Below are 17,108 nucleotides of genomic sequence, written 5' to 3' on the forward strand. Positions count from 1 at the left end.
GACGTTGCCCTCCTTCAGGCCGGCTCGCCCCACAGACGCAGGCGCGACACGCCGCCGTCGGGGAAGATGTTGAAACGCACGTGCGTGACGGGGCCGTGCGCCGCGAGCGAGTCGAACGTGTGCACATGATCCATCTGCAACTTCTGCTCGCCGAGCAGTTCGGCCCAGAACATCGCCTGCGTGACCAGCGAATCGTCGGTGCCGCCCGTGACGTGCGCGGCCTGCAGCGAGCAGCGGTCGGGGAAATTGCCCTTGAAGAACGCCGTGTCGACCTCGACGCGCCGGATGATGCCCGGCCGCGCGAGCGCGACGATCGCCCAGTCGTTGCCGGGCTCGCGGCGCCGCCGCGTTTCCCAGCCGTCGCCCATGTTCGCGCCGCGCCCCGGCATCAGCATCTGCGATGCCGGCCCGAAGTGCTGGTTGTTCGCGGCCACCAGATAGCCGCCGTTCTCGATCGCCGCGAGATCGACAAGTTCGCCGGCCGGCACGCGGCGCCAGTCGCGCTGCGGCTGGCCGTACACGCGCAACCGTGCGAGCCCGCCGTCCGGATACAGGTTCACGCGCAGGTGCGTGACCGGTTGCGCGTCGTCGACGCTCACGTAGTGATGCGCATTGCCCTGCAGCGTCGTCGCGGGGACGATCGGGCGCCATTCGGCGTCGTCGGGCGGCGTGTCGCCGTCGACGGCGCACGCCTCGATCGACGCGGCCGGCGGGAAGTTGCCGGTGAAGTGGCTCGTATCGAGATCGACGCCGTAGATCACGCCCGGCCGCGCGAGGCGCACCACGCAGAAATCGTGGCCGGTCGTGCGCTTGCGGCGCGTTTCCCAGCCGTCCATCCACTTGCCGTGGTCGTCGTACTTGCCGGGGATGAACACGGCCGGCTCGGGATTCAGCATGCGCTCCTTCGGCGCGAAGAATTCGTCGCTGGCAAAGAGCGCCTGCGCACCGAGGCGCGGGTCGGCGAGGTTCATGTAACGCCGCGTGAAGGCCGGCGCGTTCGGATCGAGGATGGGGGCTGCCATGTCGTCTCCACTATCTTGTGAGGGGCCGGCGCATCGTCGGGCCGGCCGCAGGAAATTCGATCGCGCGAAACGGCCGGGGAAGCCGATACGCGCGGGGCCGCGCTCAGAGCGCGTGGGCCTGGTCGCCGGCGACCGGCGCCGCATTGCCTGCCTCGTCGGCCGGCACGTAGCGCAGCTCGCGGTTCAGCACGCGCTTCGCACGGGCGCGGTCGATGTCGTTCTCCCACACCGCGACGACGACCGTCGCGACGCAGTTGCCGATCAGGTTGGTCAGCGCGCGGGCGATGCCGACGAACCAGTCGACCGGCAGGATCAGCACGAGGCCGAGCACCGGAATCGCGGGGATCGCCGACAGCGTCGCCGCGAGGATCACGATCGCCGAACCCGGAATGCCGTGCGCGCCCTTCGACGTGACGAGCGACACGAGCAGCACGACGATCAGGTCGTGCGTCGACAGCGGCGTGTTGGTGGCCTGCGCGATGAACAGCACCGCGAGCGTCAGGTAGATCGAGAAGCCGTCGAGATTGAACGAATAGCCGGTCGGGATCACGAGGCCGACCGTCGAATCCTTGATGCCCATGTATTCGAGCTTGCTCATCACCTGCGGCAGCACCGCGTCCGACGACGCCGTGCCGAGCACGATCGACAGTTCCTCGCGCAGGTAGCGGATCAGCTTGAACACCGAGAAGCCCGCGAGCCGCATCACCGTGCCGAGCACGACCGTGACGAACACGAAACAGCTCAGGTAGAACACCGCGACGAGGTAGCCGAGCTGCTTGAGCGACGCGACGCCGTACTTGCCGGTCGTGAACGCGATCGCGCCGAGCACGCCGAGCGGCGCGAGCTTGATGATGAAGCCGATGATCCGGAAGAACACGTGCGACAGTTCCTCGACCAGCGCGTTGACGCGCTGCGCCTTGTCGCCGAGCAGCGACAGCGCCGAGCCGAACAGCACCGCGAACACGAGGATCTGCAGGATGTCGCCCTTCGCGAACGCGTCGATCGCGGTCTCGGGGATGATCTTCATCAGGTAGCCGGCCGTGTCCTTCAGGCTTTCGGCGTTCTTCGCGTACGACGCGAGCGACGCTGCGTCGAGCGAGCGCAGGTCGATGTTCATCCCGACGCCCGGGCGCGTGAGCCACGCGAGCACGAGCCCGATGCCGAGCGCGAGCGTCGTCATGACCTCGAAGTAGATGACGGCTTTCAGGCCGACCCGGCCGACCTTCTTCAGGTCGCCCGCATTGGCCATCCCGCTGACCACGACGCAGAACACGATCGGGCCGATGACCATCTTGATGAGCTTCAGGAAGCCGTCGCCAAGCGGTCGCAACGACTCGGCGAAATGCGGGAAGAACGCGCCGAGCGCGACCCCCAGGATCAATGCGACGACTACCCGGCCAAACAGCGAATTGAGGAATTTCGACACGGCGCTCTCCCGATCCAACGGTTGCAGTTTCGTCTGTTCATACTGGTAAGACCAGTGATGTTATGGTGGATAGTAGGAAGCCGATATAGTGGCGTCAAGGACGGACGAAATAGGGATTTCCCGCCCCCTGCGCGCCCGGTTCCGGTGCACTGGAAAGGGGCGGATCGTGGCTTTCCCGTAGGGCAGTCATGCACCGCCTGCGTGCGGATTACAATGCCGGTCAGACCGGCCAAAGTTCACATCATGAAAAGCGTTCCGCATACCGTGACCGACGCCGCCATCGCGACGATCCGAGACCGGATCGAGGCAGGCGTCTATCCGGTCGGCAGCCTGCTGCCGGCCCAGCGCCAGCTCTCCGAGGAGCTGGAGATCAGCCGCGCGTCGCTGCGCGAGGCGCTGTCGACGCTCGAAGCGCTCGGGATGCTGCGCATCCGGGCGGGCAAGGGCGTGTACGTCGAAAGCGCGCAGGCGTCGGCCGCGCATCCGTGGCAATTCGCCGAGCAGTCGTCGCCGCCCGATACGTACCAGATGCGTTATGCGCTCGAGGGGTTCGCCGCGCGGATGGCCGCGCATGTCGTCAGCGACACGGACATCGCGTGGTTCGAGGACAACCTCGCCGCCCTGCACGTCGCCCTGACCGAAAACGCGATCGACGAAGCGTCGCAGCTCGACTTCGACTTCCACATGCGGATCATCCATCTGGCCGGCAACGCGGCGATCGAATCGGTGCTGCGCAGCAGCGCGGACATCATGAAGGAAAGCCAGCGCATGCCGTTCTACCGGCGCGAGCTGCTGCTGTCGACGTGGCACGAGCATCGCGCGATCGTCGATGCGCTGATCGCGCGCGACGCGGCCGCCGCAGGCACCGCGATCGAAACGCACATCGCGAACGCCGCGCAGCGCGCGGGCATCTTCTTCCCGACGCCGCGCGCATAACGCGCCCGGCGCCCGGCCGCCACCCGGTCGTACCGGTCACCCGCCCGACGGATCGCGATACGCCAGCGCGCGCTCGATGAACGCGCGCGCCGCGACGCTGCGGTAAGCGCCCTTGCGCGTGAGCAGCGCGGCCGTGCGCGTCGGCAGCGGCGGATCGATCTCCAGCGCGCACAGGTCGCCGCTCTCGCGTGCGATCGCGTCGGGCAGCACCGTCGCGAGCCGGCCGCATCGCACGAGCGCCAGCACCGCGCTGATCGTATTCGTCTCGATCGCGATCTCCGGCTGTGCGCCATGCTCGATGAAATACCGGTCGATGCTCTCGCGCGTCGCGAATGCGCGGCTCAGCAGCACCAGCGGCTCGCCACCCAGCTCCGCCGGGCTCAGTGCGCGGCGGCGCCGCGCGAGCCGGTGCGTGCGGCCCGTCACGAGCGCAAGCGGCTCGTCCCACAGCGGCAGCGCGTCGATGTCCGGCGCGCGCGGCGGCATGAATGCGAAACCCGCGTCGAGCCGGTCGTCGGCGAGCAGCGCCTCGATGCGCGCCTGCGGCATCGCGTCGATCGTCAGCGCGACGTTCGGGTAATCGGCATGGAACGCATCGATCAGCGAGCCGCTCAGGTAGGCCGCGAAGGTCGGCATCATCGCGAGCCGCAGCGACCCGCTGCCGAGATCGGCGACGTCGTGCAGCGCGCGCTGCCCCGTCTCGAGCTCGTGCAGCGCGGCGCGTGCATGGCGCGCATAGACCTCGCCGAATTCGGTGAGCTGCACCGTGCGGCCCGAGCGGTCGAACAACTGCACGCCGAGCGTTTCCTCGAGCTGGCGCACCTGCTGCGACAGCGTCGGCTGCGACACGTGCAGCGCGTCGGCCGCGCGCGTGAAACTGCGCTGCTCGGCGACGGCCAGGAAATAGCGGATGTGGCGGAGAAGCATCGCGGCCGATGTATTGGTTTCACCAATGGATACCATAACGATCCAGTCTTGGACGCTATGGGATGATTCCCGCATCATACGCACATCCGCTCCGGTGTATCGCACCTGCCTCCCGCACCGGAGCGGCCCGCCCGGGCCCGCCCTGCCTCCGCCCGCCGCACGGCGATCCGCCGCCCGCCCGAACGGGGCCCGGCCGCGATCCGCCCGGCGCGCATCGGTTCACCGCCGATCCGTTGACGCCGGCCCCGATTTCCGTCACCCCGCGCAACCGACGGCCCCGTGCCGCCGGCCGGCGCCGCTGTTTTTCGCGACCATGGAACCGCATCACGACAACCACCCTCCCCTGACCCGCGGCATGACGCTGCTGTTCGCCTGCGCGTGCGGCATCGTCATCGGCAACATCTACTATGCGCAGCCGCTGCTCGCCGCGATCGCGCGCAGCTTCGGCCGCGCGCCGACCGAACTCGGCTATCTCGTCACGCTGACGCAGCTCGGTTATGCGGCGAGCCTGCTGCTGATCGTCCCGCTCGGCGACGCGGTCAACCGCCATACGCTGATCGTGCGGCTGCTGATGCTCAACGTCGTCGCGCTGGTCGCGGTCACCTTCAGCACGAACTTCACGATGTTCGTCGTCGCGAACATCGCGGTCGGCTTCGTCACCTGCTCGACGCAGCTGCTCGTGCCGTTCGCGGCATCGCTCGCCGATGCACGCTCGCGCGGCCGCGCGGTCGGCACCGTGATGAGCGGCCTGTTGCTCGGCATCCTGCTCGCGCGCGTCGCGGCCGGCGCGATCGCCGACGGGTTCGGCTGGCGCGCGGTGTACGGCATCGCCGCGGTGATGGTGCTCGCACTGACCGCCGTGCTCGCCGTGAAGCTGCCGAAGGATCGCCGCGACGCACGCCTCGACTATGCGGCACTGATGAAGTCGCTCGTCGCGCTGGTGCGTGCGCAACCGCTGATCGCGCTGCGCTCGACCTACGGCGCGCTCGTGTTCGCGTGCTTCAGCCTGCTGTGGACGGGCCTCACGTTCCTGCTGAGCCAGCCGCCTTACAGCTATTCCGAAGGGCAGATCGGCCTGTTCGGCGTCGTCGGCGCGGTGGGTGCGCTCGCGGCAACGTCGGCCGGCCGGCTCGTCGATCGCGGCCACGGCAATGCGGCGACCGGGCTGTTCGCGGCGGCCGTGCTCGCGTCGTTTGCGCTGATCGCAACCGGCGCGCACTCGCTCGCCGCGCTGATCGCGGGCATCCTGCTGCTCGACGTCGGCGTGCAAGGCATGCACATCTCGAACCAGAGCGTGATCTATGCGCTCGCCGGCAACGCGCGCAGCCGCGTGACGACGATCTACCTGACGAGCTATTTCATCGGCGGCGCGCTCGGGTCGTTCGCGGCAAGCGTCGCGTACGGCATCGACGGCTGGCGCGGCGTATGCATCGCCGGTGCGGCGCTGTCGGGCGTGCTGATCGCGCTGTGGCTCGCATCGCAGCGCGTCGGCACGCGGCAGGTCACGCAGTGATGCGGTAGTCCGGTTCCGCAGCACGACGAAAAAAGGCACGCCGCGCGAATCGCGGGCGTGCCTTCTTGACGACGTCGATCCCGTCGCGCGCTAGCGCCGGACCGTCACGCGGCCGCGAAATCGATCAGCACCTTCATCGCGCGCTGCCGGTCGCCGGCCAGCTCGAATGCGAGATTCGCGTCGCGCACCGGGAACACGCGCGTGACGGCCGGCCGCAGGTCGACGCGCCCCGCATTGATCAACTGCACCGCAAGCGCGAATTCCGCGTGAAAGCGGAACGATCCGCAGATCGACAACTCCTTCGCGACCACGACATTCTGCGGCAGGCTGACGTCGCCACCGAGCCCAAGCTGCACGACGACGCCGCGCGGCCGCATCACGTCCAGCCCGTCGCGCAGCGCACGCGCATTGCCCGAACACTCGATCATCACGTCGAACGTGCCCTTGTCGGCGGCGTAACGCTCGACCCAGCCGGCATCGGCCGCCGCATTGACCGTGCGGTCGGCGCCGAGCGCGCTCGCGACTGCCAGCGGCGCCTCGACGACGTCGGTCGCGACGATCTCCGCCGCCCCGTGCACACGCGCCGCCGCGACCGCGAGCACGCCGATCGGCCCGCAGCCGGACACGAGCACGCGCTTGCCGATCAGCGGGCCCGCGCGCGACACCGCATGCAGCCCGACCGCGAACGGCTCGGCGAGCGCCGCGAGCGACAGCGGCACGTGCTCGGCGACCTTCACGCACTGCACCGCGTCGCACACGAGCGCGTTGCGGAACGCGCCCTGCACGTGCGGCATCCGCATCGCGCTGCCGTAGAAGCGCATGTCGAGACACTGGTTCGGCAAGCCTTCGAGGCAATAGCGGCACGCACCGCACGGGCGGCTCGGATTGACCGCGACGCGGTCGCCGACCTTCACCGACGTCACGTCCGGCGCGACTTCCGCGACCGTGCCGGCCACCTCGTGGCCGAGCACCATCGGCTGCTGCAACCGGATCGCGCCGAAGCCGCCATGCCGGAAGTAATGCAGGTCGGAGCCGCAGATGCCGCCCATCGCGACGTCGACGCGCACCTGGCCCGGACCGATCTCGCCCGCGTCCTGTTCCTCGACCCGCAGGTCGTTCGGCCCGTGGATCACGACACACATGCAACGCATACGCATGACAGCCTCCTCAAACGACCGGCGTGAGCAGCGGCTCGCCGGCGAAGTGCGCGGCGAGGTTGTCGCGCACGAGCCAGCCCATCGCCTGGCGCGTCTCGATCGTCCCGCTCGCATGGTGCGGCTGCAGCAGCACGTTCGGCAACGCGAGGAAACGCGGGTCGATGCGCGGTTCGTTCCAGAACACGTCGAGCGCGGCGCCGGCGATCGCGTTGCGTTCGAGCGCGTCGAGCAGCGCCGGTTCGTCGACGGTCGTGCCGCGCGACACGTTCACGAGATAGCCTTGCGGCCCGAGTGCGTCGAGCACGGCCGCGCCGACGAGGTGACGCGTCGCCGGCCCGCCCGCGAGCGTGACGATCAGCAGGTCGCACCAGCCGGCCAGCCCGGCGAGATCGCCGAAGAAACGGTGCGGGCTGTCCGCGCGCGGTGCGACGTCGAAGTAGCCGAGTTCGACGTCGAAACCGGACAGCCGGCGCGCGATGGTCGCACCGATCCGGCCGAACCCGACCACGCCGACCCGTTTGCCGTAGAGCCGCGTGACGAGCGGCATGTCGCCGTCGCGCCACGCGCCGGAACGCACGTACGCATCGCCGGCGCCGATCCGGCGCAGCATCGCGAGCGCGAGCCCGACGCCGAGGTCGGCAACGTCGCCGGTCAGCACGTCGGGCGTGTTCGTCACGCGAATGCCGCGCTCGCGCGCAGCGGCGAGATCGATCGCGTCGGTGCCGACGCCATAGCATGCAATGATCTCAAGCTTCGGCAGCGCGGCGATCAGTTCGGCATTCGCGCCGAGATCGCCGCGGGTCGCGATCGCGCGCACGCCGGCGCCGTGTTCCGAGAGGAACGCCGCGCGGTCGGCGGCTTCCCACAACCGGTGGACGTCATAGCCGGCCAGCCATGCGTCGTCCCACGGCTGGTAAGGGCCCGTCATCAGCAGGTCGGGCCGCTGGGTCGATTCGTGCGCCATCTGCGCTTGCTCCTGTCGAAATGAGTGGAATGCGAATGCATGCCGGGCCGCATCAGCCGCCCGGCGCGTTCATGCGTGCCGGGCGAGCGCATCGGCGTCCGGCGCCGGTGCGGCCTGCGCCGCGTCGAGCGGATCGTCGAGATCGCGGTTCAGCGTTTCGGGCATCCGCGACGTCGTGAACAGCGTGATCAGCGTCAGCAGCACCAGGTACGCGGCGATCGGCACCCAGGCGCGCACGCCGGCCGCGTGGTCGCCGCCGTGCAGCGCGATCACGGTCGCGATGATCGTGGCGCCGACGAGCGGCGCGATCCCGCCCGCCAGCACGGCCGACACTTCACGCGAGAACGACACGCCCATGTAGCGATGGCGCGCGCCGAACAGTTCGGGCAGCAGCGCGGCCTGCGCGCCGAGCATCCCCCAGTTCGCAAAGCCTTGCGCGACCGAGATCGCGATCACGCTCGCGACCACGTTGCCGTGGCTGAAGATCCACCACACCGGGAACGCGAGCGCGAGCTGCAGCCATGCGAACGTGCGATACACGCGCACGCGGCCGAAGCGGTCGCTCAGCCAGCCGGCCAGCGGCACCGTGCCCGCGCCGACGGTTGCCGCGCACACCAGCGCGAGCGCGCCGATCGGCCCTTTCATCCCGATCACGCCGGCGAGATAGCTGACCGCGAGCGCCTGGTAGATCGACGAGCCGCCGTTCTCGGCCATCCGCAGGCCGATGCCGATCAGGAGCGAGCGTTTCGAATGCCGGACGGCGCTCTTCAGCGGATTCGCGGAGACCTGCGCACGCTTCTCGAGCCGCACGAAGGTCGGCGACTCGTGCAGCCGCACGCGCATGTAGATCCCGACTGCGACGATCGCCGCGCTGAACAGGAACGGCACGCGCCAGCCCCAGCCGTCGGTCACGCGGTCGATGTTCGCGAGCAACAGGAAATAGACGGCGGCCGCGAGCACCGTGCCGAGCTGGATGCCGAGAAACGGCAGCGACGCATAGAAGCCGCGCTTGCCCGGCGGCGCGTATTCGGTCATCAGCACCGCGGCGCCGGCCTGCTCCGCGCCGGCACCGAGCCCCTGCAGGATGCGCAGCAGGATCAGCAGCGCGGGCGCCCAGTAGCCGGCCGTCGCGAAGGTCGGCAGCACGCCGATCAGCGTGCTCGCGATGCCCATCAGCAGCACCGTCGCGGTCAACACGAACTTGCGGCCGATCCGGTCGCCGAGCACGCCGAACACGACGCCGCCGAGCGGGCGCACCGCGAAGCCGACGAAATAGGTGCCGAAGCTCGCGATCAGCCGCATCTCGGCGGTCTGCGCGGGAAAGAACAGCGGCCCGAACACCAGCGCCGACGCAAGCGTGTACAGCGCGAAATCGTAGTATTCGAGCGCGCTGCCAAGCGAGCACGTCCATGCCGCGCGGTTGAGCTGCTTCGTGTCGACGCCGCGGCGCTCGACGGTGTCGGCCGGCGTGCCGGACCCTGCATCGTGCCGCGCGGGCGGCGGGGAAATGCGATCCATCGTTGTCTCCTGTCTCCTGCCTTCCGTTCCGGAACCCGGCGCGATGCGCCGGGACATCGGCCCGCTCGTATGGCGGGCTCTTTTGGGAATTCGGATGCCGGCGCGAGCCGGCGCAACGGCGCTGCGCACACGACGCAAGCGCCGCCGCTCAGACGGCGCTGGTCAGGCCGCCGTCGACGAACAGCGTCTGGCCGTTCACGAAATCGGATGCGGCCGACGCGAGGAAGATCGCCGCGCCGCACAGCTCGTCGACGCGCCCCCAGCGGCCGGCCGGCGTACGCTTGCACAGCCAGTCCGAGAACGCCGCGTCATCGACCAGCGCCCGATTCAGTTCGGTTTCGAAATAGCCGGGCGCGAGGCCGTTCGCCTGGATGCCGTGGCGCGCCCAGTCGGCGCACATCCCTTTCGTCAGCATCCGCACCGCGCCCTTGGTCGCCGCATACGGCGCGATCGTCGGCCGTGCGAGCTCGCTCTGCACCGAGCAGATGTTGATGATCTTCCCGCGGCCGCGCGCGATCATGTGCCGCGCGACGGCCTGCGCGACGTTGAACACGCCGTCGAGGTTCACGCGCATCAGTGCCTGCCAGTCGTCCGGTTCGAAGGTGTCGAGCGGCGCGCGGCGCTGGATGCCGGCGTTGTTCACGAGGATGTCGATCGCGCCGATGCGCGTCTCGACATCGTCGATCGCCGCGCGCACCTGCGCATGCTCGGTGACGTCGAACACGGCATGGTCGGCAGCAAAACCTTCCTCGCGGAAGTGGCGCGCGAGCGTCGCGGCCTTCTCCTCATTGCGATCGTTGATGACGATCGCGGCGCCGGCTTCGGCGAGCCCGCGGGCGAGCGTCAGCCCGATCCCGCGTCCGGAACCGGTAATCAGTGCGCGGCGGCCGTCGAGGCGGAACCGGTCAAGCGCGTGGGTCATGGAGGTCTCCTCGTGCCAGTCGAGCCGGCGGCCCGTCGCGGCCGGTCTCGCGTTGACGCTATCTTCGGCTCGCCGCCGGGCATCGCGCCAATGGTTGTTTTTGATCCGGTTATCATGAAATCTGATTACCGCCCACGGGTGCCCGCCGACCATGGAACTCAAGCAATTGCGCGCCTTCGTCACGCTCGCGGAGGAACTGCATTTCGGGCGCGCCGCGCAGCGCCTGTTCATCGTGCAGCCTGCGCTGAGCATGCAGATCAAGGCACTCGAGGAAGAACTGGGTGCGCGCCTGTTCGAGCGCGACCGGCACAAGGTCGAACTGAGCGACACGGGGCGCGTGTTCCTGCCCGAGGCACGCGCCACGCTGCAGCAGGCCGCGCGCGCGGAGCAGATGGCGCGGCTGTCGAGCCGCGGCGAAATCGGCACGCTGCGGATCGCGTTCGTGTCGTCGGTGCTGCCCACGCTGCTGCCGGCCGTGCTGCGCACGATGCGCGAGCGCTATCCGCTGATCACGCTCGAACTGAAGGACATGCCGACGCCCGACCAGATCGCCGCGCTGCGCGACCGGCGGATCGATTTCGGGATGATCCGGCTGCCGGCCGCGTATGCGGGCATCGACACGCGCGTGGTGCTCGAGGAAGGGTTCGTCGTCGCGCTGCCGCTCGACCATCCGCTGGCCGCGCACGACGCGATTTCACCGGCCGCGCTGCGCGGCCAGCCGGCGTTCGTGCTCGCGCGCCGTTACGCGCCGGGCTTTCACGACGACATGCTGCTCGCGCTGAGCCGCGCGGGCACGACGCTCGAGATTGCGCAGGAGTTCGGGGAATTCACGACGATGCTCGCGCTCGTCGCGGCGGGGATGGGGATCGGGCTGATCCCGGCGGAAGCGGCCAGCGCGCTGCCGCCGAACGTGCTCGCGCGGCCGCTCGACCTGGCCGGGCATCGTACCGGCATCGGCCTTGCGTGGACCGACCTCGACAGCCCGCTGAAGCGGGCGTTCGTCGCCGCGCTCGAGCAGGTGACGGCGGCATCGGGGCCATAAAAAAGCCCGGCCGGAAAACCCGGCCGGGCTCGTTCGCTGCGCGCACCGCCTCGCGGCGGCCGCGCAACGTGCGGGATTACTTCGCGTTCGCGAATGCGACAGCCGTATCCAGCATGCGGTTCGAGAAACCCCACTCGTTGTCGTACCAGCTCGACACCTTGACGAGGCGGCCCGACACCTTGGTCAGCGTCGCGTCGAACGTCGACGAAGCCGGGTTGTGGTTGAAGTCGATCGACACCAGCGGTGCGTCGTTGTAACCGAGGATGCCCTTCAGCGCGCCTTCCGATGCTTCCTTCATGATCGCGTTGACTTCCTCGACCGTCGTGTCGCGCTTCGCGATGAACGACAGGTCGACAACCGACACGTTGATCGTCGGAACGCGGATCGCGTAACCGTCGAGCTTGCCGTTCAGTTCCGGCAGCACGAGGCCGACGGCCGAAGCCGCGCCCGTCTTCGTCGGGATCTGGCTGTGCGTAGCCGAACGCGCGCGGCGCAGGTCTTCGTGATAGACGTCCGTCAGCACCTGGTCGTTCGTGTACGCGTGGATCGTCGTCATCAGGCCGGTTTCGAGGCCGATCTTGTCGTTCAGCGGCTTGACGAGCGGCGCGAGGCAGTTCGTCGTGCACGATGCGTTCGAGATGACGGTGTGCTCGGCCTTCAGCACGTTGTGGTTCACGCCGTAGACGATCGTCGCGTCGACGTCCTTGCCGCCCGGTGCCGAGATGATCACCTTCTTCGCGCCGCCCTTCAGGTGCGCGCTCGCCTTTTCCTTCGTCGTGAAGAAGCCCGTGCATTCCATCACGACGTCGACGCCGAGCTCGCCCCACGGCAGTTCGGCCGGGTTGCGGTTCGCCAGCACGCGGATCTTGTCGCCGTTCACGACGAGGTAGTCGCCGTCGACCGACACTTCGCCCGGGAACTTGCCGTGCGCGGTGTCGTACTGGGTCAGGTGCGCGTTGGTCTTCGCATCGCCCAGGTCGTTGATCGCGACGATCTCGAGATCGTGCTTCTTGCCGTTTTCATAGAACGCGCGCAGCGTGTTGCGGCCGATACGGCCGTAGCCGTTGATTGCGACGCGAATCGTCATGGTCTATCTCCTGATGGCTGAAAAAATTCGTTTCGTGCAGCTTCACGGTGCGACGCGCGCGAGGGGTGGCGCGCGTCGCGAATGCTTTTAGGCCAGTACGGCCTTCGCGGTCTCGACGACGTGCTCGACGGTGAAGCCGAAGTACTTGAACAGCACGCCGGCCGGCGCCGATTCGCCGAACGTGTCGATCCCGACGACGCCGCCTTCGAGGCCGACGTACTTGTGCCAGAAGCTCGTCACGCCCGCTTCGATCGCGACGCGGCGCACGCCGTGCGGCAGCACGCGTTCGCGGTATTCGGCGTCCTGGCGGTCGAACACGTTGGTCGACGGCATCGACACGACGCGGGCCGCGATGCCCTGCTGCGCGAGCGGCTCGACGGCCTTCATCGCGAGTTCGACTTCCGAGCCCGTCGCGATCAGGATGATCTTGCGCGCGACGATCTCTTCGTCCCAGTCCTTCAGCACGTAGCCACCCTTCGCGATGTTCGCGATCTGCGCATCGGTACGCGGGTTGAACGCGAGGTTCTGGCGGCTGAAGATCAGGCTCGACGGACGGTCTGCGGCGATCGCGTGGGTCCAGGCAACGGCCGTCTCGACCGTGTCGGCCGGACGCCATACGTCGTGGTTCGGGATCAGGCGCAGGCTCGACACGTGCTCGATCGACTGGTGCGTCGGGCCGTCTTCGCCGAGGCCGATCGAATCGTGCGTGAACACGAAGATCGACGGCACTTTCATCAGCGCGGCGACGCGCAGTGCGTTGCGGCTGTAGTCGGAGAACGTCAGGAACGTGCCGCCGAACGGCTTGTGGCCGCCGTGCAGCGCGAGGCCGTTGATCGCGGCGCTCATGCCGAATTCGCGCACGCCGTAGTTGATGTGGTTGCCCAGCGCGACGCCCGGGCCTTCCGGATTCGCGCGAACCGCCTTCGACGCCTTCCAGTTGGTCAGGTTCGAGCCGGTCAGGTCGGCCGAGCCGCCGAGCAGTTCGGGCAGTGCGGCAGCCAGGCCTTCGATCGCCTGCTGCGACGCCTTGCGGGTCGCCACCGTCTCGCCGCGCTCGTTCGCGCCGGCGATGATCGCCGCAGCCTTCTCGGCCCAGTCGGCCGGCAGCTGGTTGGCCATCCGGCGCTCGAATTCGGCGGCTTCTGCCGGGAACTTGGCGCGATATGCAGCGAACGTCGCGTCCCATTCGGTTTCAGCGCGCTTGCCGGCTTCCTTTGCATCCCAGGCCGCGTAGACTTCCTGCGGAATCACGAACGGCTCCCACTTCCAGCCGAGCGCTTCGCGCGTCTTCGCGATTTCTTCCGCGCCGAGCGCCGCGCCGTGCACGTCGTGGCCGCCGGCCTTCGTGGCTGCGCCCTGGCCGATCACCGTCTTGCAGCAGATCAGCGTCGGCTTGTCCGACAGCTTCGCCTTCGCGATGGCTGCGTCGACCGCGTCGACGTCATGGCCGTTCACGTGCGGGATCACGTTCCAGCCGTACGCTTCGAAGCGCTTCGGCGTGTCGTCGTGGAACCAGTTCACGACGTCGCCGTCGATCGAGATGCCGTTGTCGTCGTACAGCGCGATCAGCTTGTTCAGCTTCAGCGTGCCCGCGAGCGAGCAGGCTTCGTGCGAGATGCCTTCCATCAGGCAGCCGTCGCCGAGGAACACGTACGTGTGGTGATCGACGATCTTCGCGCCGTCACGGTTGAATTCGTCGGCCATCAGCGCTTCGCCGAGTGCCATGCCGACCGCGTTCGCGAGGCCCTGGCCGAGCGGGCCGGTGGTCGTCTCGACACCCGGCGTGATCCCGTATTCCGGGTGGCCCGGCGTCTTCGAGTGCAGCTGGCGGAAGTTCTTCAGCTCCTCGATCGGCAAGTCGTAGCCGGTCAGGTGCAGCAGCGAGTACAGCAGCATCGAGCCATGGCCGTTCGACAGCACGAAGCGGTCACGGTCGGCCCAGTGCGGGTTCGTCGGGTTGTGCTTCAGATGGCGCGACCAGAGCGCGACGCCGATTTCGGCCATGCCCATCGGCATGCCGGGGTGGCCGGAGTTCGCTTGCTGGACGGCGTCCATTGCGAGCGCACGGATCGCGTTGGCCATCAGAGTGGTGGAGGCGGGAGACGAAGTCGTCATGTCGAGTCCGGAGAACGAGTCGAGGAAACGGGGGCACGGCGGCATCCGGAAGCTCGAGCGTCAATCGTTCCCGGCGCGCGGTGCGGCGCCTGACGGACGCGAAGCGGACGGAGCCTACGGACGGGGCTGCAAAGCTCGTCATTTTAACAGATGGGCTGACATTTCCCTTGTCGGCGCGTAGTGTTCAGGCACGGTTTTCCGTCAAACCGCCCGCCTCCTATAATTCAGACGTCGGAACTGCCTGCCCCAATGGCCCGCCCGTGAGCACCACGCTTCTCTTTCACCCTACGCCCCACGCCACCTACGGCTTCCCGAATGCCCGGCGGCTCGCGCACGTCGCGTCCGCGCACCAGCAGATCGAAGTCTGGGAAACCCCGCAGCTCGGCCGCCTGTTCACGCTGGACGGCCGGCCGATGACGTCGGTCGGCGACGAGTACGTCTATCACGAGTGCATGACGCACCCGGCCGCGCTCGCGCACCCGTCGCCGAAGAAGGCCCTCGTGCTCGGCGGCGGCGACGGCGGCGCGGCACGCCAGTTGCTCAAGCACGCGTGCATCGAGCGGATCGTGATCGCGGAACTCGACGACGAGGTGGTCGGGATGGCGCGCCGCTATCTCGACGACGTGCACCAGGGCGCGCTCGACGACCCGCGCGTCGAGGTCGTGATCGGCGATGCCGCACATTTCGTCGAGTCGACCGTCGAGCATTTCGATCTCGTCGTGTTCGATCTCACGCCGCCCGATTCGCCGGCGGCCGGCCTCTATACGCGGGCGTTCTACGCGCGGCTCAAGCGCATTCTCACGCCGTGCGGCGCGATCTCGATGCATCTCGGCTCGCCGGTGTTCCACGCAGCGCGCATCGCCGCGCTGCTCGACGACCTGCGCGCCAGCTTCGCGGTCGTCGATCCGTTGTCCGCGCACGTCCCGCTGTACGGCTCGCAGTGGCTGATGGCGATCGCGAGCGACACGCTCGACGCGGCCGCGCTGTTCGCGCACGACATCGACGATCGGCTCGCGGCCCGCCGCGTCCACGGCCTGCGCTACTACGATGCGCGGCTGCATGCGTCCCTGTTTGCCCTGCCGTGCGCGCTGCGCGATACACTGGGCGTTCGCCGCTGAGCGTCCGGGCGGCCGCATCGTTCCGTTTTCCCACCGAGGTTCCGCATGATTCGCCGTGCGAAACACGGAATCGGAACGCCCCGGATGCCGTGCCACCCTGGTTTCACAGGAGATTTTCATGACCGATCCACGTCCGGCCAACGTGCCTTGGTTGACGCCCTACCTGGCCGTCCGCAACGCACGCGCGGCCATCGATTTCTTCAAGGCCGCGTTCGGCTTCGAGCTGCGCGACGTGCACGACGAGGACGGCGCGATCATGCATGTCGAGATGACCTATCGCGGCCAGCTGATCGTGATGTTCGCGCCCGAAGGCGCGTTCGGCTCGACCGCGCTCACGCCGAAAAGCGCGAACACGACCGCGCCGCAATCGTTCTATCTGTATGTCGACGACGTCGACGCCACCTGGCAGCGCGCGCTCGACGCGGGCGCGAAATCGCTGAGTGCGCCGCAGGACCAGTTCTGGGGCGACCGCTTCGCGCAGATCGAGGATCTCGACGGCTACCGATGGGCGCTTGGACACCGTCTCGACGCATGACCGACACCGCAACACGCATGAACGAAGCCACCACCACCGCGGCCGTGCCGCGCTTTTTCGTCGACGCCGCTTTGCGCGTCGACACCACGCTCGCATTGCCCGCCGACGTCGCACGCCACGCCCAGGTGCTCCGCCTGCAGCCCGGCGACGTGCTCGCGCTGTTCGACGGCACCGGCGGCCAGTACCGGGCCCGGCTCGTCGAGATCGACAAGCGCAGCGCGATCGCGCAGATTGAAACGTTCGAGCCCGCCGAAGCCGAGCCGCCCTATCGCGTGACGCTCGCGCAAGGAATCGCCGGCGGCGACAAGATGGACTGGGTAATCGAGAAGGCCGTCGAGCTCGGCGTCGCGGCGGTCGTGCCGCTGTCGACCGCGCGCGGCGTCGTGAAGCTGTCCGGCGAACGCGCCGACAAACGCGTCGCGCACTGGCGCGGTGTCGTGCGTGCATCGTGCGAACAGTGCGGACGCAACCGTGTGCCCGACGTGGCGCCGGTCGCCGGTTTCCACGCGTGGCTCGATACGCTGCCGGCCGCACCGGCCGACGGCGAGCTGCGGCTGCTGCTGTCGCCGCGTGCGAGCATCCCGTTCGCGTCGCTGCCCGACGTGCCGCCCGCCGCAACCGTCACCCTGCTGATCGGCCCTGAAGGCGGGCTGTCGCCCGACGAGGAAAACGCGGCGCGCGCCCGCGGCTTCACCGCGCTGTCGCTCGGGCCGCGCGTGCTGCGCACCGAGACGGCCGGCGCGGCCGTGCTCGCGGCGCTCGCCGCACGCTGGGGCGGGTGGTAACGAGCGGGGCATGCCACCGCGCGGTGGCACGGCACTGCCCC

Annotated in this window: 15 protein-coding genes; 6 read left to right on the forward strand and 9 right to left on the reverse strand. The window is 68.7% G+C overall.

What is annotated here, in order from left to right; all coding sequences use genetic code 11:
* Window positions 1-14: 14 nt before the first annotated feature.
* Window positions 15-1,022 carry an allantoicase gene (gene alc / locus BLA15945_RS20955; protein WP_059236172.1) on the reverse strand — a complete coding sequence of 336 codons (1,008 nt, stop codon included), beginning with the start codon at window positions 1,020-1,022 and terminating at the stop codon, window positions 15-17.
* Window positions 1,023-1,125: 103 nt separating this feature from the next.
* Window positions 1,126-2,448, reverse strand: coding sequence for a C4-dicarboxylate transporter DctA (locus BLA15945_RS20960; protein WP_174993274.1), 1,323 nt, complete (start codon window positions 2,446-2,448; stop codon window positions 1,126-1,128).
* 213 nt (window positions 2,449-2,661) lie between these two features.
* Here BLA15945_RS20960 and BLA15945_RS20965 point away from each other — a divergent pair, with 213 nt between their 5' ends.
* Complete coding sequence (locus BLA15945_RS20965) at window positions 2,662-3,384, forward strand: FadR/GntR family transcriptional regulator (protein ID WP_174993275.1); 723 nt, start codon at window positions 2,662-2,664, stop codon at window positions 3,382-3,384.
* A gap of 36 nt (window positions 3,385-3,420) precedes the next feature.
* Here BLA15945_RS20965 and cynR read toward each other — a convergent pair whose 3' ends face one another.
* Window positions 3,421-4,311: a transcriptional regulator CynR gene (gene cynR / locus BLA15945_RS20970; RefSeq protein WP_059236177.1), complete on the reverse strand. Its 891-nt coding sequence runs from the start codon at window positions 4,309-4,311 to the stop codon at window positions 3,421-3,423.
* A gap of 313 nt (window positions 4,312-4,624) precedes the next feature.
* On the opposite strand from cynR, the gene BLA15945_RS20975 reads away from it, so the two are divergent.
* Entirely contained in the window at window positions 4,625-5,824 is a 1,200-nt protein-coding gene (locus tag BLA15945_RS20975) for an MFS transporter (protein ID WP_174993276.1), read from the forward strand.
* 104 nt (window positions 5,825-5,928) lie between these two features.
* Here the strand turns inward: BLA15945_RS20975 and BLA15945_RS20980 are convergent, their stop codons facing one another.
* The 4 genes from BLA15945_RS20980 to BLA15945_RS20995 form a co-directional block, all read right to left on the reverse strand.
* Window positions 5,929-6,981, reverse strand: a complete 1,053-nt coding sequence (locus tag BLA15945_RS20980; protein WP_059236181.1) for an L-idonate 5-dehydrogenase — start codon at window positions 6,979-6,981, stop codon at window positions 5,929-5,931.
* 10 nt (window positions 6,982-6,991) lie between these two features.
* Window positions 6,992-7,945: a 2-hydroxyacid dehydrogenase gene (locus BLA15945_RS20985; RefSeq protein WP_174993277.1), complete on the reverse strand. Its 954-nt coding sequence runs from the start codon at window positions 7,943-7,945 to the stop codon at window positions 6,992-6,994.
* Between the two features lie 69 nt (window positions 7,946-8,014).
* A complete protein-coding gene (locus BLA15945_RS20990; RefSeq protein ID WP_059236185.1) occupies window positions 8,015-9,463 on the reverse strand; it encodes an MFS transporter in 1,449 nt (482 codons plus the stop codon).
* A 148-nt stretch (window positions 9,464-9,611) separates the two neighbouring features.
* A complete protein-coding gene (locus tag BLA15945_RS20995) occupies window positions 9,612-10,385 on the reverse strand; it encodes an SDR family NAD(P)-dependent oxidoreductase (RefSeq protein ID WP_059236186.1) in 774 nt (257 codons plus the stop codon).
* Window positions 10,386-10,536: 151 nt separating this feature from the next.
* Here BLA15945_RS20995 and BLA15945_RS21000 point away from each other — a divergent pair, with 151 nt between their 5' ends.
* Window positions 10,537-11,427: a LysR family transcriptional regulator gene (locus tag BLA15945_RS21000; RefSeq protein ID WP_059236188.1), complete on the forward strand. Its 891-nt coding sequence runs from the start codon at window positions 10,537-10,539 to the stop codon at window positions 11,425-11,427.
* 76 nt (window positions 11,428-11,503) lie between these two features.
* Here BLA15945_RS21000 and gap read toward each other — a convergent pair whose 3' ends face one another.
* Window positions 11,504-12,514, reverse strand: a complete 1,011-nt coding sequence (gene gap, locus BLA15945_RS21005) for a type I glyceraldehyde-3-phosphate dehydrogenase (RefSeq protein WP_014898111.1) — start codon at window positions 12,512-12,514, stop codon at window positions 11,504-11,506.
* Between the two features lie 87 nt (window positions 12,515-12,601).
* The gene (tkt, locus tag BLA15945_RS21010; RefSeq protein WP_059236192.1) at window positions 12,602-14,674 is read right to left on the reverse strand and encodes a transketolase; all 2,073 of its coding nucleotides are present in this window, start codon (window positions 14,672-14,674) and stop codon (window positions 12,602-12,604) included.
* Window positions 14,675-14,889: 215 nt separating this feature from the next.
* Between tkt and speE the strand changes: the two genes are divergently transcribed.
* The 3 genes from speE (at window position 14,890) to BLA15945_RS21025 (ending at window position 17,067) form a co-directional block, all read left to right on the forward strand.
* Window positions 14,890-15,747, forward strand: coding sequence for a polyamine aminopropyltransferase (speE, locus tag BLA15945_RS21015; RefSeq protein WP_059236194.1), 858 nt, complete (start codon window positions 14,890-14,892; stop codon window positions 15,745-15,747).
* Between the two features lie 118 nt (window positions 15,748-15,865).
* Window positions 15,866-16,282 (forward strand): VOC family protein, encoded by a 417-nt coding sequence (locus tag BLA15945_RS21020; RefSeq protein WP_059236196.1) that lies wholly within the window; start codon window positions 15,866-15,868, stop codon window positions 16,280-16,282.
* Window positions 16,283-16,299: 17 nt separating this feature from the next.
* Window positions 16,300-17,067: a 16S rRNA (uracil(1498)-N(3))-methyltransferase gene (locus tag BLA15945_RS21025; RefSeq protein WP_174993278.1), complete on the forward strand. Its 768-nt coding sequence runs from the start codon at window positions 16,300-16,302 to the stop codon at window positions 17,065-17,067.
* The last annotated feature ends 41 nt before the right edge of the window (window positions 17,068-17,108 follow it).

This window comes from Burkholderia arboris, assembly GCF_902499125.1.
In the GTDB taxonomy this organism is placed as follows: Bacteria; Pseudomonadota; Gammaproteobacteria; order Burkholderiales; family Burkholderiaceae; genus Burkholderia; species Burkholderia arboris.